The organism is Actinomadura opuntiae (genome assembly GCF_030283205.1).
Classification (GTDB): Bacteria; Actinomycetota; Actinomycetes; order Streptosporangiales; family Streptosporangiaceae; genus Spirillospora.
In genome coordinates this window covers 53,009-72,960 of record NZ_JASNWF010000009.1, presented here as the reverse complement: position 1 = coordinate 72,960, position 19,952 = coordinate 53,009, and the positions used below count along the sequence as shown (strand labels likewise).

Below are 19,952 nucleotides of genomic sequence, written 5' to 3'. Positions count from 1 at the left end.
GGACTGGGTAGGGCCGGCGCGCGGCGCGAGAGTCGCTGCCATGAGCGTTCTCACGAGCGCCGCGGTCACCGCCCCCGAGCGGATGTCGCCGCGGCACAAGCTGATCCTGACCCTGCTGCTCGGCGCGCAGTTCATGCTCGCCATCGACTTCTCCATCCTCAACGTGGCGCTTCCGGTGGTCGGCCGCGGCCTCGGATTCGGCCTGGACCAGCTGCAATGGATCGCGACCGCGTTCGCGCTGCCCGCCGCCGGTTTCACGCTGCTGTTCGGCCGCGTCGCCGACCTGGCCGGACGCCGCCGGATGCTGCTCGCCGGCATGGCGCTGCTGGCGGCCGGCTCGCTGATCGGCGGGCTCGCCGCGTCCCCCGCGATGCTGCTGACCGGCCGCGTCCTGCAAGGGCTCGCGACGGCGATCGCGACGCCCGCGGCGCTGTCGCTGCTGACCACCTCGTTCCCGGAGGGGCCGCTGCGGACCCGGGCGCTCGGCCTCAGCGGCGCGCTGATGTCGGCCGGGTTCACCGTCGGCGCGGTGCTCGGCGGCGTGCTCACCGACCTGCTGAGCTGGCGCTGGGCGTTCCTGGTCAACGTGCCGGTCGCGGTGCTGATCCTCGCGGTGACGCCCTCGCTGGTCGCCGAGAGCCGGTCGCGGGACGGCGCGCGGCTGGACGTCCCCGGCGCGGTCACCGTCACCGGCGGCCTGCTCGCCCTGGTCTACGGGATCACGACCGCCGGGCAGCGCGGCTGGACCGACCCGGTCGCCCTCGCCGCGCTGGCCGCCGCCGCCGTCCTGCTGGCCGCGTTCGTGCTGGTCGAGCGGCGCTCCCCGGCCCCGCTCGCGCCGCTGGCCGTGCTGACCCGGCGGACCGTCACCTGGGGCAACGCGGGCGGCTTCGTGGCCTTCGCCACCGAGACCTCGCTGGTGTTCCTGATGACCCTCTACCTGCAGCAGGTGCTGGACTTCTCGCCGCTGGCCACCGGCCTCGCGCTCGGCGTCCTCGGCGCCGGGACGTTCGCGGGCGGCGTCGCCGCGCCCCGGATCATGGGCCGGTTCGGCGGCCGGGCGACGCTGGTCGCCGGGCTCGTCCTGCAGGCCGCCGCGACCGCCGCGCTGCTCGGCCTCGGCACCGACCGCTCCGCGCTCCCGCTGATGCTCGCCGCGACCGCGATCGGCGGGTTCGGGAACCTCGTCGCGATCGTCGCGTTCATGGGGACCGCGACGTCCGGGCTGCCGGACGGCGAGCAGGGCCTGGCGACCGGCCTCGCCACCATGACGCAGCAGGTCGCGATCACCCTCGGCATCCCGGTGATGAGCGCCGTCGCGACCGCGCACGCCTCCGTCCTCGGCGGCGTCCACGTCGCGACCCTGGTCAACGCGCTGATCGCGCTCGCCGGCGCCGCCCTCGTCGGGCTGTTCCTCCGCCGCTCCTGAACCCCTGGAAGGACGACATCGCCATGGATCTCGAACTCGCCGGCAAGGTGTTCGTCGTCACCGGCGCGTCCGCCGGGATCGGCGCGGCGACCGCACGGTTGCTCACCGACGAGGGCGCGCACGTCGTCGGCGTCGCCCGCACCCCGCTCGGGGACGGCGTCGCCGCCGACCTCACCGACCCGTCCGCCGCGCAGCGGATCGTGGACGCCGCGCTCGACCGGCACGGACGCCTGGACGGCCTGGTCAACAACGCCGGAGCCCTGGACTCGCGGATCGGCTTCCTGGACGTCACCGACGACCAGTGGCACGCCACGTTCGAGCTGAACTTCCACGCCGCCGTCCGGATGGCGCGGGCCGCGCTCCCCGCGCTGATCGACCAGGGGGCGGGCAGCCTGGTGCACGTGTCCAGCGAGGCCGGGCGCTTCCCCGACACGCCGCTCGTCGACTACGCGGCGTCCAAGACGGCGCTGCTGTCGGTGTCGAAGACGCTGGCGGGGGAGTTCGGCCGGTGCGACATCCGCTCCAACGTCGTCAGCCCCGGCCCCACGCGGACGCGGCTGTGGGACGAGCCCGGCGGGTTCGCCGAGCAGCTGTCGGCGCAGTACGGGCTGCCGGTGGAGCAGGCGATCGACCGTTTCGTCCGGGAGGAGCGCCGGCTCCCCACGGGACGGCTCGGCACCCCGCAGGATGTGGCGCGCGTCATCGCCTTCCTGCTGTCGCCGCTGGCCGCGCAGGTGACGGGCGCCGAATGGGCCGTCGACGGGGGAGCCCTGCGGCAGATCTGAACCAGAGAAGGCGATGTGCCAGGGTGTGGCGGCACATCGCCTTCTTCGTTGCGGCTCGGTCTCTTCAGGCGGGGACCTTGTCGAGGAAGCCGGTCACGCGGTCGAAGCGGCCGTCGTCGTCGAAGGTCGCCACGTCGAAGCCGACCACGAGCGCCTCGCCGCCCTCCGGACCGAGCTCCCAGGTGAAGCGGGCCACGTTGTGGTGGGCGTCGGCCTCGCCCGCGGCCCGGAACACCAGCCCGGGGAACTGGCCCTGCGCGGCGGCGATGAACGCGTCGATCGCCTCGCGGCCCTCGGCGACGCCGAGCGGGTCGACGTAGACGGGGTTCTCGGTCCACAGCGCGTCGATCGCGGCGCGGCGGGCGGCGGGGTCGGTCTCGTTCCAGGCGGCCAGGTAGCGCTCGACCCGCTGCTGAACGTCGCTCATCTCACTTCTCCTGTCATCGGTCTTACGTCCGGGTTCGTCCGTCCCCGGTGACCCCTACGCTGCCAACCCGCCGCCCGAAGATCGATTACCTGCGACGTCATGCCGGGGACGACCTCCCGGGGGCCCGCGTGGGTGATGTCGGTTTTCCGCCAGTGGGCAGAGCTGACCATCGGTGATGCTGGAGGCATGCACGAAGACGTGGAAAGGTGCGTGCGGGCGGTCCGGTCGAAGGACGCCCGCTTCGACGGATGGTTCTTCACCGGGGTCGTGACCACCGGGATCTACTGCCGTCCGAGCTGCCCGGTCGTGCCCCCCAAGCCCGAGAACATGCGCTTCTACCCCAGCGCCGCCGCCGCGCAGCAGGCCGGATTCCGCGCCTGCAAGCGCTGCCGGCCCGACACCAGCCCCGGCTCCCCCGAATGGAACCACCGCGCCGACGTGGTCGCGCGCGCGATGCGGCTCATCGCCGACGGTGTCGTCGACCGCGAAGGCGTCCCCGGCCTCGCCGGACGCCTCGGCTACAGCACCCGCCAGATCGAACGGCAGCTCAACGCCGAGCTCGGCGCGGGACCGCTCGCGCTCGCGCGCGCGCAACGAGCCCAGACCGCGCGGCTCCTCATCGAGACGACACCGCTTCCCATGGGCGACGTCGCCTTCGCAGCGGGATTCGCCAGTATCCGCGCGTTCAACGACACCGTCCGGGACGTGTTCGCGCTCACCCCGACCCAGTTGCGCGACCGCGTCGCCAAGGGGCACCCGCCCGCCGGGTCGGGCTCGCTGTCGCTGCGGCTCCCGTTCCGCGCGCCGCTCTGTCCCGACAACCTCTTCGGGCATTTGACGGCGACCGCCGTCCCCGGCGTCGAGGAGTGGCGGGACGGCGCGTTGCGCCGCACCATGCGGCTCCCCCACGGGCACGGCATCGCCGCGCTGAGCCCGCGTCCCGACCACGTCGCCTGCACGCTGACGCTGAGCGACCTGCGCGACCTGACCATCGCGATAAGCCGATGCCGCTGGATGCTGGATCTCGACGCCGATCCCGTAGCCGTGGACGACCTGCTGCGGGCCGACCCCGTCATGGCACCGCTTGTCGACAAATCACCCGGACGCCGTGTGCCGCGCGCCATGGACGCACCGGAGTTCGCCGTCCGGGCCGTTCTCGGGCAGCAGGTGTCCGTGGCCGCCGCGCGCACGCACGCGGCGCGCCTCGTCACCGCCCATGGCGACCCCATCACCGACCCGGCAGGCGGCCTCACCCACCTGTTCCCCACACCGGAGGCACTGGCGGAACTCGATCCCGAGGCGCTCGCCTTCCCCAAGACCCGGCGCACCACGCTCACCACCCTCGTCGACGCGCTCGCCAACGGCGAGATCGACCTCGGCGTAGGGAGCGACTGGGAAGAAGCCCGCACGCGTCTCGCCGCACTCCCCGGCTTCGGCCCCTGGACGGTCGAGACGATCGCGATGCGCGCCCTAGGAGACCCCGACGCGTTCATACCGGGCGACCTCGGCATCAAGGCCGCCGCTAAGGCGCTGGGTCTGCCTGCCACACCGGCGGCCCTCACCAAGCACGCCGCACAATGGCGCCCGTGGCGCGCCTACGCCGTCCAGTATTTGTGGGCGACGAGCACCCACCCCATCAACCTTCTCCCCGCCAACTGACCAGGAGACCCCCATGGAACCGACGCACGTCGTCGTGGACAGTCCCGTCGGGCCGCTCACCTTGGTGGCCATAGACGGCGCCTTGTCCGGCCTCTACATGGTGGAGCAGCGGCACCGTCCACCCCAGGAGACCTTCGGCGCCCCCGGTGACCCCGGCGCCGAACCCTTCGCCGCCACCACCGAGCAGCTCGCCGCGTACTTCGCGGGGGAGCTGACCGAATTCGACCTGCCGCTCGCCCTGCGCGGCACCCCGTTCCAAGGACGCGTCTGGGCCGCGCTGCAGGAGATCCCCTACGGCGAGACCACCACCTACGGCGAACTGGCCGTCGAACTGGGCCAGCCCACCGCGTCCCGCGCCGTCGGCCTCGCCAACGGCAAGAACCCGGTCGGCCTCATCGTCCCGTGCCACCGCGTCGTCGGATCCACCGGAAGCCTCACCGGCTACGGCGGCGGACTCGACCGCAAGCGCTACCTGCTCGACTTCGAGCGCAGCACCCGCGGCGCCGGGCTCGCGCTGTTCTGACCCGCTCCCGGGCCCGCACCGGCGCGGGTGGGTTTTGTCAGAGGCGCGAGTTACCGTGCTCGAAGACGCATGGGAAACCCGGGAAGGCAGACCAAGGTGGAGTTCCGAGTCGACCGTCAAACCCTCGCAGAGGCGGTGGCGTGGGCGGCGCGGACGCTGCCCGCGCGCCCCGCGCTGCCCGTCCTGGCCGGCATGCTCGTCGAGGCCACCGCCGACGGCGGCCTGGCCCTCGCCGGATTCGACTACGAGGTGTCCGCCCGCGCGCGGATCGACGCCGACGTCGCCGAGCCCGGCCGCGCCCTCGTCCCCGGCCGGCTCCTCGCCGAGATCGTCCGGAACCTGCCCGCGCGGCCGGTGGAGTTCACCACCAAGGGCGCCGAGGTCGTGCTGCGCTGCGGCCCCGCCGAGTTCGGCCTGCTCACGCTGCCCGTCGAGGACTACCCGACGCTCCCCGAGCCGCCCGGCCGCGCCGGCACCGTGCCCGGCGACGTGTTCGCCGGGGCCGTCGCGCAGGTCGTCCCGGCCGCCGGCCGCGACGACACCCTGCCGATGCTCACCGGCGTCCGCATCGACATCGACGGCGACACCATGTGGCTCGCCTGCACCGACCGGTACCGCATCGCCGCCCGCGAGCTGACCTGGTCCCCGGCCGAGGACGGCTTCACCGCCGGCGTCGTCGTGCCCGCCCGCACCCTCGCCGACACCGCCAAGGCCATCCGGCCCGGCGCCGAGGTCGCCATCGACCTCACCGGCACCGCCGACACCCTGATCGGCGTCTCCGGCGGCGGCCGCAGCATGACCAGCCGCCTGCTCGACGACCAGTACATCAACTACCGGTCCCGGCTCACCGGCGACTGGACGTCGGTCGCCGAGATCCGCACCGCCCCGTTCGTCGAGGCGATCAAGCGGGCCGCGCTGGTCACCGAGCGCGGCACCCCGATCCGACTCGGCTTCACCGACGGGGAGGTCCGCATCCGCGCCGCGTCAGGCGACTCCGCCCGCGCCAACGAGAGCGTCGGCGTCGAGCTGTCCGGCGACGACATCGACATCGCGTTCGCGCCCCAGTACCTCCTGGACGGCCTCGCCGGCATCGACACCGAGTACGCCCGTCTCGAATGCGCCGGCCCCACCAAGGCCGCCCTCCTCACCGGCATTCCCGACCGCAAAGGCGACGAGGAGCCGCCCGCCGACGCCCTGTCCGACACCGGCTTCCGCTACCTGGCGATGCCCGTCCGCCTGACGTCCTGACCCGCCCGCGCCTAGAGGTCGAGGACGGCGAGGACGAAGCGCAGGTCGTCGGCGGCCGCGTTGCCGTAGGAGTGCGGGCGGTCCCCGACGAACACGGCGGCGGTGCCCGCCTCGATGAGGTCGGTGCGGCCGTCCACGCGGAGGGTCAGCGTGCCCTGCTCCACGTAGACGATCTCCTTGGTGCCGGGGACGTGCGGGTCGCTGTCGCGGGCCTCGCCGGGCCGCAGCTCCCACCGCCACAGCTCCAGCGACGGCCGCGGGTCGCTGCCCGCCAGCAGCGTGCCCGTGCCGCCGTTCTCGCCCTCCCACAGCACGACGTGCCGTTCCGGGCGGAACACCCGCACCGGCGGCTCCTCCTCCACCTGCACCAGCCGGGTCAGCGGGACGCCGAGCGCGTCCGAGATCCGGATGAGCGTGCCGAGGTTGGGGTTGCCGCGCCCCTGCTCCAGCCCGACCAGCACGCCCTTGCTGACGCCGGACCGCCCGGCCAGCTCGTCCAGGCTCCAGCCGTGCCCCGCCCGCAGCGCCCGGACGGTCCTGGCGACGGCCTCGCCGATCGCCTCCTGCCCGCTCAACCCGACCTCCCGCCCGCACGGCCATGCCCGACGCTCCCCACGATCCCACCATCACCGCCCACCGGCGCCCCGCCGGGCCCCCGGAGAGCCTCCAGTTCCCGTCCGCGCCGGGGCCGATCGTCCAGGCCAACCAGTAGAGGTCGCCGACGTGCTGCCGGAGGCCCGGGGTGTCAGGTCAGCCAGTGGCCGTCGCGCATCAGGTCGCGGCCCGCCAGTTCGTTCGCCTCGCGCCAGGCCTGGATGCGGCGCGGGGTGATGCGGAACCAGCGGTACGTCCCGGCCGCCTCGCGCGGATCGAAGCCGGCGTGGCCGGCGAACCGGTCGGCCCGCTCCGGCGGCAGCGCGCCGAGTTCGAGGACCTCGACGTCGCCGTCGATCACCGACACGTCGCGGGTCGGGCCCAGCCCGAGCCGGACGGTCCGGGTGGCGGCCAGGTTCCGGCCGGTGGGGCCGTCGGCGGGGGTGGCCGCCAGCAGCGTCTCCCCGTCCCAGTGGAAGGACAGCGGCACGAGGTAGGGGGTGCCGTCGGCCGAGGCGGTGGCCGCCCAGACGTCGACGTCGTGGGCGAGCCGGTGCTCGGTGTCGCGGCGGCGCTCGGCGCGGGGACGGGGTGCGGTGCTCATGGTCGCTCCTGTGGTCGCGGCTCGGGAATGCGAGATCGGCCGGGCCTTTCCGCCGCGCGCCGATCACCGTGGCCTCAGCCTCTCCCGGCCCGGCCGCGGGCCGCCTCCGTGCTCGGCACGGAAAGCGACCACGGATAATGAGCCGATGCACAGCCCAGCGGTCTCCGCCCGGGAAGCGGAAGTGCTCGCGCTGCTCGGGGAGCACCTCACCAACGCGGAGATCGCCGCGCGCCTCGTCATCTCCGTGCGGACGGTGGAGTCGCACGTCTCCTCGCTGCTGCGCAAGCTGCAACTGCCGGACCGGCGGGCGCTCGCCCGGCACGCGGCCGAGGCCGGGCGCGCCGAGCGGTCGCGGTCGGCGCCCGCGCTGCCCGCGCCGCTGACGTCGTTCGTCGGACGGGTCCGGGAGCGCGCGGAGCTGGCCGACGCGGTCCGGGCGCACCGCCTGGTGACCGTGGCCGGTCCGGGCGGGGTGGGCAAGACGCGTCTCGCGCTGGCGGTCGCGGCCGATCTCGGCGGCGACCCTTCCGGCGACTTCGCGGACGGGGTGTGGTTCGTCGACCTGGTCCCGGTCACCGAGCCGGACCGGGTGGGATCGGCGGTCGCTGCGGCCGTGGGCGTCGGCGAGCAGCCCGGCATCGGCATCGACGACGCGGTGCTGGCCGCGCTCGCCGACCACCGGGCGCTGCTGGTGCTGGACAACTGCGAGCACGTGCGCGACGGGGTGGCGCCGTTCCTGGAGCGGCTGCTGGCGGCGTGCCCGGGCCTGCGGGTGCTCGTGACGAGCCGGGCCCGGCTGCTGGTCCCGTTCGAGCGGGTCTTCCCCGTCCCGCCGCTGTCGCGGGAGGGCGGCGACGAGTCGGAGGCGGTGGCCCTGTTCATGGACCGCGCGGCGGTGGTCGGCTCGCCGCCCGGCCCCGCTGCGGGCGGGGAGATCGCGGCGGTCTGCGAGCGGCTCGGCGGCATGGCGCTGGCGATCGAGCTGGCGGCGGCGCGGTGGTCGACGCTCGGGCTGGACGGCCTCACCGCCGGTCTCTCCGACCAGCTGCGGATCCTCACCGGCGGGCCCCGCGCCGACGACCGGCACCGGTCGGTGCGGGCGGTGCTGGACTGGAGCCATGACCTGCTGGAGCCCCGCGACCAGGCGCTCCTTCACCGGGTGTCGGTGTTCGTCGCGCCGTTCACCCCGGAGGCGGCCGCCGAGGTCGCCGGGTTCGAGCCGCTGGACGCCGCCTCGGTCGTCGACGGGCTCGGCAGGCTCGCCGAGCAGAGCCTGCTGGCCGCGGCGCCGTCCGAGACCGGCACCCGGTACCACGCGCTGGAGACCATCCGCCAGTACGGGACGGAGCGGCTGGCCGAAGCCGGCGGGCTGACCGATGTCCGGGCACGGCATCTGCGCTGGTGCCTGACCAGCGCGGACGCGCTCGCAGAGACCGGCAGCGCGGACTGGCGCGCCCGGTTCGACGCCGTCGCCGAGGACATGCGGGCCGCCCTCACCTGGGCCGCCGACCGTCCGGAGCAGCGCGCGGACGCCTGCCGCCTCGCCTGGTCGATGGCCGGGCTGGCCTTCGCCCGCACCCTGCTCGGCGAGGCCCAGCAGCGGTTCGAGCAGGCGGCGCGGCTCGCCGATGACGCCGACGCCGCCGTGGCGTTGCGGCACGCCGCCGCCGTGGCGGGGTGCCGCAGCGTCGACGGCGAGATGTACCGCCTGCACCGTGCCGCCGCCGAGTCCGCCCGCCGGGCCGGGGACACCGCCGGCACCGCCCGCGACCTGGCCACCGCCGCGACCGTCGCGTACCGCTTCTCCAGCTCGTTCGCGGCGACCCCGCCCGTGGACGAGGTGAAGGCCATGCTCGCGGAGGCGCGGGAGCTGTCCGGTGACGCACCGGCCGCCGAGGCGGCGGTCGCGCTGGCGGAGGCGGCGGTGGTCGCGGACGCGTTCGGTGCCGTCCAGGGCGCCCCCGACAACCCCGTGCGGGAGACGGTCGAGCAGGCCGAACGGGCGGTCGAGCTGGCCCGCCGCGCGGGCGACCCGGTGGCGGAGTCCGCCGCGCTGGACGCGCTGTCCGGCGCCCAGAGCTGGGCGGGTGACGCGTTCGCCGCCGCGGCCGCCGCGCGCCGCCGGATCCGGATCCTGGCGTCCGAACCGCCGGCCCCGGCCGGTACGCACGAGCGGATGGACGCGCTCGCCATGGCCGCCGGAACCGCCGTCGGCGTGGGCGAGCTGCCGGAGGCGCGCCGGTGGGGCAGACAACTCGCCGATCATCCGCTGCTCGCCGAGGCGGGCCACCACGCGACGTCCTGGCTCCTGGTCGCGGACGCGTTCAGCGGCAACGTCGGCGAGGTGCGCACGACCAGCGTGCGGTTCCTCGACGCGTGGGAGAAGAGCGGACGCCTGCGGTCGCGCTCGCTCGGCCCGGCGGCCGCGTCGGTCGCGATGGTCCACGGCCTGCGCGGCGACGAGGACGCCCGGACGGCCTGGCTCGCGATCGTCGACCAGGCCGGCCCCGAAGCGGACCACCGGCTCGGCTACGGCGCGGTCTTCGACGCCATGGTCCTGCTGCACCACGGCGACGCGGACGCGGCGCTGGAGCGCGTCGCGCCGGAGCCGCGGCAGGTGTGGAAGTGGGTCTGCTGGGTCTGGCTGCACTGGTACGCGGCGCTGAGGGCGGAGGCGGCGGTGCTCGCCGGTCACCCGGACGCCCGCGACCGGATCGCCGCCGCCCGCACCCTCGTCACCGGCAACCCGGCCGCGTCCGCCCAGGTGGACCGGGCGGAGGCGCTGCTCGACGGCGATCTGCAGCGCCAGCTCGCCGCCGCCGAAGCGTTCGACGCGATCGGCTGCCGCTACCAGGCGGCGCGGACGATGGTGCTCGCCGGCGGCGACCACGCCGCCGCCGGGCAGGCCGCGCTCGCCGACCTCGGCGCCGCGCCCGCCCGGTAGCCGGAGGCGTCAGCTGACGGCCTGCGTCACCAGCGCGGCGATCCGCGCCTCGACCTCGTCCGTCACCTCGGTCAGCGCGTAGGCGGTCGGCCACATGGCGCCCTCGTCCAGCTTCGCCGCGTCGTTGAAGCCGAGCGTCGCGTAGCGCGCCTTGAACTTCGCGGCGCTCTGGAAGAAGCAGACGACCTTGCCGTCCAGCGCGTACGCGGGCATCCCGTACCAGAGCTTCGGTGCGAGCACCGGGGCGGCGGCGGTGACGACGGCGTGGACCCGCTCGGCCATGATCCGGTCCGAGCCCGCCATCTCCGCGATCTTCGCCAGGACGTCCTGCTCGGCCTCCGCCGCCTTGTCGGCATGCGAGGCGCGGCGCGCCGCCTTCTTCTGCTCCTGGGCGTGCTCCTTCATCGCCGCCCGCTCCTCGGCGGTGAATCCCTCGTAGGTGCTGCTCTTGCCTGCGGCCATGGTCACTCCTCAGTCGTGGCTCGGGATGGCCCGGTGCGGGCCGATCGCCGTGGTCACAGCCTCTCCCGGCGGGAGTGCGGGCCGCCTCCGTGCTCACCACGGAAAGGCGCTCGGTGGCCCGGCACGGATCGCTCCGGGCCGGGCCGCCGGTTGGCCGGCGCGGTCAGTCCGTCAGGGCGCCGAACATGCCGGGCTCGTAGGAACCGCCGCGGTTGCGGGCGATCACGCCGAGCCGGTTGGCCGCGTTGATCATGGCGACCAGGTAGATCAGCGCGGCGATCTGGTCCTCGTCGTAGTGCTCGCGCACCCGCGCCCAGGTCTCGTCGGACACGCCGGTGTGGGCGTCGGCGAGCCGGGTGCCCTCCTCGGCCAGCGCCAGCGCGGCCCGCTCGGCGTCGGTGAACACCGTCGACTCGCGCCACGCCGCGACCAGGTTCAGCCTTACCGCGCTCTCCCCGGCGCCCGCGGCGTCCTTGCTGTGGACGTCCACGCACCAGCCGCAGCCGTTGATCTGGCTGGCGCGCAGCATCGCCAGGTCCTGGACGGTCCGGGGCAGCGGCGACTGCTGGATCGCCAGGCTGACGTTGTAGAACCGCTTGCCGATCTTGGCGCCGGTCTCGTTGGCCATCAGGTCCATACGGGCTTCCATGGTGCGTCCTCACTGCTGGAGCGGCGCAGGGCGGTCCGCCCGCCCGGCGTTCTGACGACCATGGAGATGCCGGTGCCCCGATCCCCGTGACGGCGCCGCGATGTGACGTGCGCCACCGGCCGCGGGTGTCACAGAACGGCGGCGGCCGGCATCTGGTGCATGTGGAAGAGTCGAGAACGACCAGGTGGGAGCGGGCCATGAGCGGATCCGGCGAACGGGCGGCGGGCACGGCCGGGCAGAGCGCGCGCGGCGACGCCGCCACCGAGGCGTTCGTCGTCCACCGCAACCTGCTGTTCACCGTCGCCTACGAGATGCTCGGGTCGGCCGCCGACGCCGAGGACGTGCTGCAGGAGACCTGGTTGCGCTGGACGGGCGTCGACCTCGGCGCCGTCCGCGACCAGCGCGCCTACCTGGTCCGGATCACCACCCGGCAGGCGCTCGGGCGGCTGCGCACGCTGCGCCGCCGCAAGGAGTCCTACGTCGGCCCGTGGCTGCCCGAGCCGCTGCTCACCTCCCCCGACGTGGCCGAGGACGTCGAGCTGGCCGACAGCGTCTCGATGGCGATGCTGCTGGTGCTGGAGACGCTCGCGCCGACCGAGCGGGCGGTGTTCGTGCTGCGCGAGGTGTTCGACCTCGGCTACGACGAGATCGCCGAGGCCGTCGGCAAGAACCGGGCGGCGGTCCGCCAGATCGTCCACCGGGCACGGGCCCACGTCGCCGCGCGCCGTCCGCGCGAGGTCGTGTCCGCGGACGAGACCCGCAGCGCGCTGGACGCGTTCCGGCGCGCGGTCGAGACGGGCGATCTGCAACGCCTGTTCGACATCCTGGCGCCCGACGTCGTCTTCCTCGGCGACGGCGGCGGCGTCGCGCAGGCCGCGCTGGTGCCGATCGTGGGGGCGGACGAGGTCGCGCCGCTGGCCGCCGGGCTGCGCAGGTTCGGCGACGCGGGGGTGCTGGAGCCGGCCCAGGTCAACGGCTATCCGGCGCTGATCTTCCGGCTCGACGGCGAGATCGACACCGTCTTCGCGGTGCACCTCGAGGACGGCCGCATCACCGGGCTCTACGCCGTCCGCAACCCCGCCAAGCTGTCGCGCCTGGACCGCGAGACCCTCCTGCGCCGCTGATGGGGATTACCCTTGGCCGGGACGCCCCTACGGTCGGTATGCTGAACCATTGAGTTCACTGAAATGACCGCCCCGGAGGGAGCAGGCGATGCTGGAGCAGATCACCGTGGACGAGGCCGTGCGGGAGCTGCGCCCCGACTTCGCCGTCCTCGTCCTGACCGCCGAGGGTCTGCTGAACGGGCCCAGCGACGCGGCGTCCGAAGGCTGGCTGCGGGAGGCCGCCGGATCCGCCGACCCCGGCCACCCGCACGTGGAGGCATGGCACGAGGCGTACCGGGCGTTCGGCGCGAAGCCGAAGCGGACCCGGCCTTCCGTGGACGCCCTGCTGCGCCGCGCCGACGCGCTCCCCTCCATCAACAAGGTCGTCGACGCCTACAACGCCGTCAGCGTCGCCTACGCGCTGCCCATCGGCGGCGAGGACCTCGACGCCTACCGGGGCCCCGCCCGCCTGGTCAGGGCCACCGGCGACGAGCCGTTCGACGTGGTCGCCGGCGGCGAGCCGGCCGTGGAGCACCCGGCGCCCGGCGAGGTCGTCTGGCGCGACGACGCCGGCGTCACCTGCCGCCGCTGGAACTGGCGGCAGTGCGTCCGCACCCGCCTCACCGAGACGACGAAGAACGGGCTGTTCCTGCTGGAGCGCCTCGCCCCCTACCCGCTCGACCGGCTCCGCGAGGCCGGCGACACGCTCACCGCGAGGCTGCGCGCGATCTCGCCGGACGTCCGGGTCGAGAGCCGGCTGATCGGCGGGGAGTGAATGGTCACCGCCCTCGCGCTCGTCACCGCCGTCGCGTTCGGCGTCGCCGACTTCCTCGGCGGCGCGGTCTCGCGCCGCTCCACCGCGCTGAAGACCCTGGCGCTGTCGGCGCCGATGGGGCTGCTGGTCGTCGCGGTGGCCGCGCTGCTGGCCGGCGGCACGCCCGCCTTCGCGCCGATGGCGCTGGGGTTCCTCGCCGGCCTCTCCGGCGGCCTCGGCCTGATCGCCTTCTACCGGGCGCTCGCCCGCGGCCCGATGAACGTGGTCGCACCGGTGTCGGCGCTGGCCTCGGCGGTGCTGCCGGTCGGCGTCGGCGTGCTGCGCGGCGAGCGGCTGGACCAGAAGGCCCTGCTCGGCGTCCTGCTGTGCCTGGTCGCGATCGCCCTGGTCAGCATGGAGAAGGGCGAGGAGGCCGCGCCGTCCGGGACCGGTTCCCCCGCCCGCCGGCCGCTGGACAGCGGCCCGCTGATGGCGCTGGTGTCCGGCTCCTGCTTCGGCATCTTCTTCATCCTGGTGAAGACCGCCGGGGACGGCGCCGGGCTGTGGCCGATCGCCGCCGCCCGCGTCGGCACGCTGACCGTGGTGTTCGCGGCGCTGCTGATCGCCGTGCGGCTGCGGGTCGGCGACCAGGGCCCGCGGGTGAGCGGCCGGACGCTGATCGGCCTGGCGCTGCTGTCCGGCGTGCTCGACTCCGGCGCCAACGCCCTGTACTACCTCGCCGTCAAGGACGGCCTGCTGAGCCTCGTCACCGTCCTGACATCCCTCTACCCCGCCATCACGGTGCTGCTGGCCCGGATCGCCTACAGCGAGCGGCTGCGCGCCATCCAGCGCGTCGGGATGGCGATAGCCGTGGCAGGCGTGGCCCTCGTCACCGTGAGCTGAGCCGGACAACGAGAAAGGGCCGCCGGCGGCGGCCCTTTTGCGATGGCGGTGGTGGTGGGATTCGAACCCACGGAAGGTTGCCCTTCACACGCTTTCGAGGCGTGCGCCCTCGTCCACTAGGCGACACCACCGCGGGGAAGCCTACCGGACTCTGCGGTGTGCGAAGAACTCGGAGAGCACCGCGCCGCACTCCTCCGCCAGCACGCCCGCGAGCACCTCGGGCCGGTGGTTGAGGCGGCGGTCGCGGACGACGTCCCACAGCGACCCGACCGCCCCGGCCTTCAGGTCGACCGCGCCGTAGACGACCCGGTCCACCCGGGCCTGGACGGACGCGCCCGCGCACATCGTGCAGGGCTCCAGCGTCACCACGAGGGTGCAGCCGGACAGCCGCCATTCCCCCAGCGACGCCGCGGCGGCCCGCATCGCGACGATCTCGGCGTGCCCGGTCGGGTCGGCGCTGCGCTCCCGGTCGTTGCGGCCGGTGCCGAGCACCGCGCCCGAGCCGTCCACGACGACGGCGCCGACGGGGATCTCCCCGTCGCGGGCGGCGGCGCGCGCCTCCTCCAGCGCCAGCCGCATCGCCGCGCCGTACTCCTCGTCCGGCTCCGCCGCCGCACGCGGGGCGGGGCCGCTGCCCGGATCAGTCACGGAGGCGGTCGAACTCCTCGCCGAACCCGGCGCGCTCGGCGACGGCCAGCAGCGCGTCGCCGGGCAGGGCGCGCTCGCCGAGGTCGCCGAGCTGGTCGGCGTCGATGCCGAGGTCCTCCAGCAGGCCGGGGTCGCCGCCGGAGTCCCCGTCGGGGACCTCCCCGACGAGCTGGTGGAACAGCGCCCCCAGCCCGTCCTCGCGGACGGTGGAGACGTAGGCGCGGGGCTCGTCGTCCCCGTCGAGCCGGACGACCGCGAACCAGTCGTCGTCCTGCTCGACGAGCAGCACCACCGGATCGCCGTAGGACTCGACGGCGGCCTCCCGCATCAGGTCGGCGATGTCGTCGACGTGCTCGGCCTCGGCGAGCACGGCCTCGGCCCCGACCCAGCCCTGCGGGCTCCGCGCGAAGACGGCGGCGAAGTAGGACACGTGCCCATTCTGACGCACGGGGTCGCTCCGGTCACCGCCCTCACGCGCTTTCGGTCATGAGGATATTTCGGGTTTTGTCCCATGGTGGCCCACTCCGGTTCTTCCCCTGGTGTCCCAAGGGTCGTGATACTGCTCACCGGCGTGGCGGCGGGAGGAGAACCATGGGCAAGGACGAGCTGACGCGGCGCGGGTTCCTCGCGGGGACGGCGGGGGCCGCGGCGCTGATCGCGGCGAGCGGCGCGGGCGGGACGGCGGCCGACGCGGCGACGCCGGTCCGGGCGCCCGTCTCGGCGCTCCCCGACCCCGCCGACTCCGGCATCGACCACATCGTCGTGGTGATGATGGAGAACCGGTCGTTCGACCACTACATGGGCTGGGTGTCCGGCGCGGACGGCCGCCAGGAGGGCCTCACCTTCACCGACGCGCAGGGCAACGCCCACGACACCCACCACCTCAAGGTGCCCTACGGGTGCGGCTTCAACGACCCCGACCACTCCTACGCGGGCGGACGCACCGAGTACAACGACGGCAAATGCGACGGATGGCTGCGCGCGGGGGAGAACGACGTGTTCTCCATCGGCTACTTCAAGGGCCCCGACCTCGGCTTCCACGGCCACGCCGCGCTCGACTGGACGCTGTGCGACCGCTACTTCGCCGCCATCATGTCCTCGACGTTCCCCAACCGGATCTTCCAGCACGCCGGGCAGACCGACCGGATCTCCAACACCTTCACCTTCTCCGAGCTCACCACCGTCTGGGACCGGCTGAAGGCCAGGAAGATCCCCGCCCGCTACTACTTCAGCGACGTCCCGTTCACCGCGCTGTGGGGCCTCAAGCACCTCGACATCAGCCGGCACATCTCCGACTTCTACAACGACGCCAAGAACGGGCGGCTGCCCGCGGTGAGCTTCGTCGAGCCCGGCTTCGTCGGCGAGGCCCTGCCCGGCCTGTCAGAGGACGAGCACCCGCTCGCCGACATCCGGTTCGGCCAGAGCTTCCTCAACAAGGTCTACACGGCGGTCATCGACTCGCCGGACTGGGCCCGCACCCTGCTGGTGATCAACTACGACGAGTGGGGCGGGTTCTTCGACCACGTCCCGCCGCCCGCCGGCCCCGACCCGCGCCCCGACCTCGGCACCGGCCTGCGCGGCTTCCGCGTCCCGTGCCTGCTGATCTCACCGCGCGCCCGCCGCGGCGCCATCGCCCACGAGGTCTACGACCACACGTCCGTCCTCAAGGCGATCGAGTGGCGCTGGGGCCTCGAACCGCTGTCGGTGCGGGACGCGGCGGCCCGCAACATCGCCGAGGTCCTCGACTTCGAGAGCGCGCCCAAGCTGAAGGCCCCGCACTACGACGTCCCCCGCCCGTCCACCCTCGGCTGCCTCGACCCGCAGCACTCCCACACCGGCGACGACTGGGCCCAACTCAACGCCTACGCCCTGACCCACGGGTTCAGGTAAGACCCGGCCCGACGATCCAGCGCCCGACCGCCAAGGGCGATGAATCAGGACACCGCGTCCATGGCGCGTTCGAAGGCGGGGGCGAAGCCGACGCGGCCGGCGATGCTGAGGAGCATCTCGTCCGGGTAGAGCTCCAGGTCGCCGGAGATGGCGCCGAGCTCCATCTCGTCCAGCCCCAGGTCGGTGAAGATCGACATGTCGCCGACCGGCAGCACCTGGTCGAGCTCCTCGTCCTCGGGGATCGGGATGTCCAGGTACTCCAGCACCTGCCCGGCCAGCGGCCAGTCGACCGAGGCGGTGACGTCCGACAGGAACACCATCACCTCGTCGCCGAGCAGCCGGATCGCCACGAAGAAGTCGTCGCCCACCGAGACCAGCCCGATCGTGCCGCCCAGGCTGGGCTGCTGGCGCAGGGCATGGATCAGCCCCGCCAGATCCTCGGTCAGCGCCACCGGAAGGATCTCGGCCTCCCAGCGGTCGTCCTCCCGGTACACCACGACGGCGAAGTCCGTCGCGTCCACATCCGTCATTTCCACCCCACCGGCGCGGTTCCTGCCTGGGCATGGTCGCAGATGCGGCGCGCCCTCGCGTGCCCCACCGCCAAACTCGGCGCCGCACCGCCGCGTGAAGCGGGCAGTCAGCACCGCTTTTCCGGTACCCAACGGCACGAACCTACTCGATCCGCAACGGCGCCCCGCCCGCGGGGGCCGGCTCTTCCGGGCCGGGCGGTCAGTTGATGCGGAAGGTGCGGCGCCGCAGCGCCGCGTGGATCCGGGCACGCCGGGACCGGTGCGGGGTCACCCGGCGGCGCAGTTCCCGCGCCTCCGCCAGCTCCCGCAGGAAGATGGCGCGCCGGCGCAGCCGCTCGCGCACCACCTCGGGCGGGACGTCGCCCTGGCCGCCTGCTGTGACATCGGTCACCGCCTCCTCGACGTCGCCGGCGTCCACGGGGAGCGGTGCGGGTTCGGGTGGGGGGACGAGGGAGTCGGGAGCCGGCGGCGCGCTTTCCGGGGGGCCGGTGGCCGGTCCGGGCCGCTCGGGCCCGGGCCGGCGCGCCTCCGCCGGCCACTGATCGCTGTCGCTGCTCATATGGCCATGGTGCCCAGCTCAGCGGCGTCCTATCCTGGATCACCGGTCCGGCCGCCGCGGGCGGGCGTTGGGCTACCGTGTCCGCATGCAGACCCTCGCCGTCGACCATCCGCTCGTCGCGCACAAGCTCACCACGCTGCGGGACGTCCGCACCGACTCCCCCACGTTCCGCCGCCTGGCCGACGAGCTGGTCACCCTGCTGGCCTACGAGGCCACCCGCGACGTGCGGGTCGCCGCGGCCACCGTGCGCACGCCGCTGGTGGAGGCCGACGGCGTCCAGCTGGCCAGCCCGAAGCCGCTCGTGGTGCCGATCCTGCGGGCGGGCCTCGGGATGCTGGACGGGATGACCCGGCTGCTGCCGACCGCCGAGGTCGGCTTCCTCGGCATGATCCGGGACGAGGGCACCCTGCAGGCCCAGACGTACGCGACCCGGCTCCCCGACGACCTGTCCGGCCGGCAGTGCTACGTCCTGGACCCGATGCTCGCCACCGGCGGGACGCTCGCCGCCGCGATCAAGCTGCTGTTCGACCGCGGCGCCGACGACGTGACGGCCCTCTGCCTGCTCGCCGCCCCCGAGGGCCTCGCCTACCTGGAGGAGGCGTTCGCGGGGACGTCCGCGCCCATCAAGGTCGTCGCCGCGGCGGTCGACTCGCACCTCAACGAGCAGGGCTTCATCGTGCCGGGCCTCGGCGACGCCGGCGACCGCCTCTACGGCGTCGTCTGATACGGCGTCGTCTGACGGAGCCGCCGTTCGGCCGGACCCGCCCCCTAGCAGCAGCGATACGGATGCGTGGTTCGTTCCGGATGTTCGTTCCCGGTGGCAAGGGGTACGAACGCGCTACGGAACGTCAGTGCGCGTTCCCCTCCGCCGCCCCGGCACAGGGGACCTTTACGGACCGGGCGGTGGGAGCGAGGTCTAGGAGAGTCGCGATGACTCACCAAGGGGATGGCGACCTGCCGCGCTACGCCGCGATCGGCGAGCGGCTCACCGAGGAGTTCGAAGGGGTTCACCAGTCCGACACGGTGGAACGGTGCGTGTCCGCCGCGCGGCACGGCGCGGACGAGGTGTGCGGGGGAGCGACCCCGGACCTCGTGGAGCGGATCGCGCGGCGGCACCTGGAGGTGCTCGCCACGGTGGCGGCCCAGAAGCGCCGCCGGGCGCGCCGTTCCTCTCTCGACAACGCGCCATAGCCCTTGCTTTGCCGGGGGTTGCGGCTGTGCGAGACTGAACCGGGGTCCGTGGGACGTTCCGGGAGGCAGCCGTGCCCGCACGCAAGCACATGACGAGGGCCGCGGCGGCTCCGGCCCGCCCGGCCGGCGCGCGCCGCCGCGCACCGAGGCCGCGATGAGGCTGGTGACCCCGGGGGACTCGGCCCCGGCCTCGGTGAACAAGTACCTCCTCCCGCACGAGAACCAGGTGATCACGGTGCGCCGGCATCCGGCCGTGCTGATGGTCCCGGTCGGGCTGGTCCTCGGCGGGCTGATCATCGCCGGCGTGCTGAGCAACACCGTCGCCAGCCAGGCCGGCACCGTGATCAGCTGGATCTGGTGGGCGTGGCTGATCCTGCTCGCCTGGTTCGTCTGGCGGGTCGCCGAGTGGTCGGTCGACTACTTCGTGATCACCAACCAGCGGATGCTGCTGACCACCGGACTGATCACCCGCAAGGTCGCGATGATGCCGCTGGCCAAGGTCACCGACATGAGCTTCAAGCGGACGATCGCGGGCCGGATGCTCGGCTACGGCGAGTTCGTCCTGGAGTCCGCCGGCCAGGACCAGGCCCTGTCGGCCGTCCCGTACCTCCCCTACCCCGAGCAGCTCTACCTCGAGGTCTGCGAGATGATCTTCCCGAACAAGAACGCCACCGCCGACGACTGACCCCTGTACCTGCGGGGTGTCAGCGGTCTCGCCCGCCGGGTAGCGGGGCGGGCATGCGCTTCTGACGGGCCGGGCCACACCTATACGCCGGACAACCCGCTCATGGTGGACGGCGACTGGCCGTTCCGCCGCATCGACCACGTCCTGGTGCGCTGCGGCCCGCACGGCGGCCCCACCCTGGCGGTGCGCGAGTGCGCCCGCGTCCTCGACGAACCCGTCGGCGGCGTCCAGGCGAGCGACCACTACGGCCTCATCGCCGACCTCGAACCCCGCCGGCCTCGGCCATCACCCCGGCGCGCCGTGACCGAGAGCAATCTCGGCGGAATCGGCGATCTTGCGGGGATCGTCGGATAACGTCGAAGACG

At 73.9% G+C, this 19,952-nt stretch carries 23 protein-coding genes and 1 tRNA gene; 14 read left to right on the top strand and 10 right to left on the bottom strand.

Annotation, left to right across the window (positions count from 1 at the left end; all coding sequences use genetic code 11):
* The first annotated feature begins 40 nt into the window (after window positions 1–40).
* Entirely contained in the window at window positions 41–1,429 is a 1,389-nt protein-coding gene (locus QP089_RS20550; RefSeq protein ID WP_285913337.1) for an MFS transporter, read from the top strand.
* Window positions 1,430–1,452: 23 nt separating this feature from the next.
* A complete protein-coding gene (locus tag QP089_RS20545; protein WP_285913336.1) occupies window positions 1,453–2,214 on the top strand; it encodes an SDR family NAD(P)-dependent oxidoreductase in 762 nt (253 codons plus the stop codon).
* 64 nt (window positions 2,215–2,278) lie between these two features.
* On the opposite strand, the gene QP089_RS20540 is transcribed toward QP089_RS20545, so the two are convergent.
* The gene (locus tag QP089_RS20540) at window positions 2,279–2,641 is read right to left on the bottom strand and encodes a nuclear transport factor 2 family protein (protein WP_285913335.1); all 363 of its coding nucleotides are present in this window, start codon (window positions 2,639–2,641) and stop codon (window positions 2,279–2,281) included.
* Window positions 2,642–2,827: 186 nt separating this feature from the next.
* Here QP089_RS20540 and QP089_RS20535 point away from each other — a divergent pair, with 186 nt between their 5' ends.
* The 3 genes from QP089_RS20535 (at window position 2,828) to dnaN (ending at window position 6,071) form a co-directional block, all read left to right on the top strand.
* Window positions 2,828–4,300 (top strand): DNA-3-methyladenine glycosylase 2 family protein, encoded by a 1,473-nt coding sequence (locus QP089_RS20535; protein WP_285913334.1) that lies wholly within the window; start codon window positions 2,828–2,830, stop codon window positions 4,298–4,300.
* A gap of 13 nt (window positions 4,301–4,313) precedes the next feature.
* Window positions 4,314–4,823 (top strand): methylated-DNA--[protein]-cysteine S-methyltransferase, encoded by a 510-nt coding sequence (locus QP089_RS20530; RefSeq protein WP_285913333.1) that lies wholly within the window; start codon window positions 4,314–4,316, stop codon window positions 4,821–4,823.
* Between the two features lie 96 nt (window positions 4,824–4,919).
* Entirely contained in the window at window positions 4,920–6,071 is a 1,152-nt protein-coding gene (dnaN, locus tag QP089_RS20525; protein WP_285913332.1) for a DNA polymerase III subunit beta, read from the top strand.
* 11 nt (window positions 6,072–6,082) lie between these two features.
* On the opposite strand, the gene QP089_RS20520 is transcribed toward dnaN, so the two are convergent.
* Both QP089_RS20520 and QP089_RS20515 read right to left on the bottom strand, forming a co-directional pair.
* A complete protein-coding gene (locus tag QP089_RS20520) occupies window positions 6,083–6,646 on the bottom strand; it encodes a helix-turn-helix domain-containing protein (RefSeq protein WP_285913331.1) in 564 nt (187 codons plus the stop codon).
* A gap of 170 nt (window positions 6,647–6,816) precedes the next feature.
* Complete coding sequence (locus QP089_RS20515; RefSeq protein WP_285913330.1) at window positions 6,817–7,269, bottom strand: pyridoxamine 5'-phosphate oxidase family protein; 453 nt, start codon at window positions 7,267–7,269, stop codon at window positions 6,817–6,819.
* Between the two features lie 145 nt (window positions 7,270–7,414).
* On the opposite strand from QP089_RS20515, the gene QP089_RS20510 reads away from it, so the two are divergent.
* Window positions 7,415–10,213 carry an ATP-binding protein gene (locus tag QP089_RS20510; RefSeq protein ID WP_285913329.1) on the top strand — a complete coding sequence of 933 codons (2,799 nt, stop codon included), beginning with the start codon at window positions 7,415–7,417 and terminating at the stop codon, window positions 10,211–10,213.
* Window positions 10,214–10,222: 9 nt separating this feature from the next.
* Here the strand turns inward: QP089_RS20510 and QP089_RS20505 are convergent, their stop codons facing one another.
* The gene (locus QP089_RS20505) at window positions 10,223–10,675 is read right to left on the bottom strand and encodes an iron chaperone (RefSeq protein ID WP_285913328.1); all 453 of its coding nucleotides are present in this window, start codon (window positions 10,673–10,675) and stop codon (window positions 10,223–10,225) included.
* A gap of 163 nt (window positions 10,676–10,838) precedes the next feature.
* On the bottom strand, window positions 10,839–11,324 hold the full coding sequence (locus QP089_RS20500; RefSeq protein ID WP_285913327.1) for a carboxymuconolactone decarboxylase family protein: 486 nt from the start codon (window positions 11,322–11,324) through the stop codon (window positions 10,839–10,841).
* 197 nt (window positions 11,325–11,521) lie between these two features.
* On the opposite strand from QP089_RS20500, the gene QP089_RS20495 reads away from it, so the two are divergent.
* The 3 genes from QP089_RS20495 to QP089_RS20485 all read left to right on the top strand — a co-directional run bounded on the left by QP089_RS20495 (window position 11,522) and on the right by QP089_RS20485 (window position 14,084).
* Window positions 11,522–12,448, top strand: a complete 927-nt coding sequence (locus QP089_RS20495) for an RNA polymerase sigma-70 factor (protein WP_285913326.1) — start codon at window positions 11,522–11,524, stop codon at window positions 12,446–12,448.
* 88 nt (window positions 12,449–12,536) lie between these two features.
* Window positions 12,537–13,202: a B3/B4 domain-containing protein gene (locus QP089_RS20490; protein ID WP_285913325.1), complete on the top strand. Its 666-nt coding sequence runs from the start codon at window positions 12,537–12,539 to the stop codon at window positions 13,200–13,202.
* Window positions 13,203–14,084 carry an EamA family transporter gene (locus QP089_RS20485; protein WP_285913324.1) on the top strand — a complete coding sequence of 294 codons (882 nt, stop codon included), beginning with the start codon at window positions 13,203–13,205 and terminating at the stop codon, window positions 14,082–14,084. It begins immediately after the preceding gene.
* Between the two features lie 43 nt (window positions 14,085–14,127).
* Here the strand turns inward: QP089_RS20485 and QP089_RS20480 are convergent.
* The 3 genes from QP089_RS20480 to QP089_RS20470 form a co-directional block, all read right to left on the bottom strand.
* Window positions 14,128–14,215, bottom strand: a tRNA-Ser gene (locus QP089_RS20480).
* 10 nt (window positions 14,216–14,225) lie between these two features.
* The gene (tadA, locus tag QP089_RS20475) at window positions 14,226–14,732 is read right to left on the bottom strand and encodes a tRNA adenosine(34) deaminase TadA (RefSeq protein WP_285913323.1); all 507 of its coding nucleotides are present in this window, start codon (window positions 14,730–14,732) and stop codon (window positions 14,226–14,228) included.
* A complete protein-coding gene (locus QP089_RS20470) occupies window positions 14,725–15,162 on the bottom strand; it encodes a tRNA adenosine deaminase-associated protein (RefSeq protein WP_285913322.1) in 438 nt (145 codons plus the stop codon). The genes tadA and QP089_RS20470 overlap by 8 nt, the downstream gene beginning before the upstream one ends.
* A gap of 161 nt (window positions 15,163–15,323) precedes the next feature.
* Between QP089_RS20470 and QP089_RS20465 the strand changes: the two genes are divergently transcribed.
* Window positions 15,324–16,622, top strand: coding sequence for an alkaline phosphatase family protein (locus QP089_RS20465; protein ID WP_285913321.1), 1,299 nt, complete (start codon window positions 15,324–15,326; stop codon window positions 16,620–16,622).
* A gap of 44 nt (window positions 16,623–16,666) precedes the next feature.
* Here the strand turns inward: QP089_RS20465 and QP089_RS20460 are convergent, their stop codons facing one another.
* Window positions 16,667–17,152, bottom strand: a complete 486-nt coding sequence (locus QP089_RS20460; RefSeq protein WP_285913320.1) for a tRNA adenosine deaminase-associated protein — start codon at window positions 17,150–17,152, stop codon at window positions 16,667–16,669.
* Window positions 17,153–17,351: 199 nt separating this feature from the next.
* Window positions 17,352–17,711, bottom strand: coding sequence for a hypothetical protein (locus QP089_RS20455; RefSeq protein WP_285913319.1), 360 nt, complete (start codon window positions 17,709–17,711; stop codon window positions 17,352–17,354).
* A gap of 85 nt (window positions 17,712–17,796) precedes the next feature.
* Between QP089_RS20455 and upp the strand changes: the two genes are divergently transcribed.
* The 4 genes from upp (at window position 17,797) to QP089_RS20435 (ending at window position 19,941) form a co-directional block, all read left to right on the top strand.
* Complete coding sequence (upp, locus tag QP089_RS20450) at window positions 17,797–18,435, top strand: uracil phosphoribosyltransferase (RefSeq protein ID WP_285913318.1); 639 nt, start codon at window positions 17,797–17,799, stop codon at window positions 18,433–18,435.
* A 206-nt stretch (window positions 18,436–18,641) separates the two neighbouring features.
* On the top strand, window positions 18,642–18,902 hold the full coding sequence (locus QP089_RS20445; RefSeq protein WP_285913317.1) for a hypothetical protein: 261 nt from the start codon (window positions 18,642–18,644) through the stop codon (window positions 18,900–18,902).
* 154 nt (window positions 18,903–19,056) lie between these two features.
* On the top strand, window positions 19,057–19,587 hold the full coding sequence (locus tag QP089_RS20440; RefSeq protein WP_285913316.1) for a PH domain-containing protein: 531 nt from the start codon (window positions 19,057–19,059) through the stop codon (window positions 19,585–19,587).
* Between the two features lie 102 nt (window positions 19,588–19,689).
* Entirely contained in the window at window positions 19,690–19,941 is a 252-nt protein-coding gene (locus QP089_RS20435) for a hypothetical protein (RefSeq protein WP_285913315.1), read from the top strand.
* Window positions 19,942–19,952 lie beyond the last annotated feature (11 nt).

Coding starts and splice junctions, on each gene's coding strand:
- QP089_RS20550 (WP_285913337.1), top strand. CDS start 41: ATGAGCGTTCTCACGAGCGCCGCGGTCACCGCCCCCGAGCGGATGTCG.
- QP089_RS20545 (WP_285913336.1), top strand. CDS start 1,453: ATGGATCTCGAACTCGCCGGCAAGGTGTTCGTCGTCACCGGCGCGTCC.
- QP089_RS20540 (WP_285913335.1), bottom strand. CDS start 2,641: ATGAGCGACGTTCAGCAGCGGGTCGAGCGCTACCTGGCCGCCTGGAAC.
- QP089_RS20535 (WP_285913334.1), top strand. CDS start 2,828: ATGCACGAAGACGTGGAAAGGTGCGTGCGGGCGGTCCGGTCGAAGGAC.
- QP089_RS20530 (WP_285913333.1), top strand. CDS start 4,314: ATGGAACCGACGCACGTCGTCGTGGACAGTCCCGTCGGGCCGCTCACC.
- QP089_RS20515 (WP_285913330.1), bottom strand. CDS start 7,269: ATGAGCACCGCACCCCGTCCCCGCGCCGAGCGCCGCCGCGACACCGAG.
- QP089_RS20510 (WP_285913329.1), top strand. CDS start 7,415: ATGCACAGCCCAGCGGTCTCCGCCCGGGAAGCGGAAGTGCTCGCGCTG.
- QP089_RS20505 (WP_285913328.1), bottom strand. CDS start 10,675: ATGGCCGCAGGCAAGAGCAGCACCTACGAGGGATTCACCGCCGAGGAG.
- QP089_RS20500 (WP_285913327.1), bottom strand. CDS start 11,324: ATGGAAGCCCGTATGGACCTGATGGCCAACGAGACCGGCGCCAAGATC.
- QP089_RS20495 (WP_285913326.1), top strand. CDS start 11,522: ATGAGCGGATCCGGCGAACGGGCGGCGGGCACGGCCGGGCAGAGCGCG.
- QP089_RS20490 (WP_285913325.1), top strand. CDS start 12,537: ATGCTGGAGCAGATCACCGTGGACGAGGCCGTGCGGGAGCTGCGCCCC.
- QP089_RS20485 (WP_285913324.1), top strand. CDS start 13,203: ATGGTCACCGCCCTCGCGCTCGTCACCGCCGTCGCGTTCGGCGTCGCC.
- QP089_RS20465 (WP_285913321.1), top strand. CDS start 15,324: ATGGGCAAGGACGAGCTGACGCGGCGCGGGTTCCTCGCGGGGACGGCG.
- QP089_RS20460 (WP_285913320.1), bottom strand. CDS start 17,152: ATGACGGATGTGGACGCGACGGACTTCGCCGTCGTGGTGTACCGGGAG.
- QP089_RS20455 (WP_285913319.1), bottom strand. CDS start 17,711: ATGAGCAGCGACAGCGATCAGTGGCCGGCGGAGGCGCGCCGGCCCGGG.
- upp (WP_285913318.1), top strand. CDS start 17,797: ATGCAGACCCTCGCCGTCGACCATCCGCTCGTCGCGCACAAGCTCACC.
- QP089_RS20445 (WP_285913317.1), top strand. CDS start 18,642: ATGACTCACCAAGGGGATGGCGACCTGCCGCGCTACGCCGCGATCGGC.
- QP089_RS20440 (WP_285913316.1), top strand. CDS start 19,057: ATGAGGCTGGTGACCCCGGGGGACTCGGCCCCGGCCTCGGTGAACAAG.
- QP089_RS20435 (WP_285913315.1), top strand. CDS start 19,690: ATGGTGGACGGCGACTGGCCGTTCCGCCGCATCGACCACGTCCTGGTG.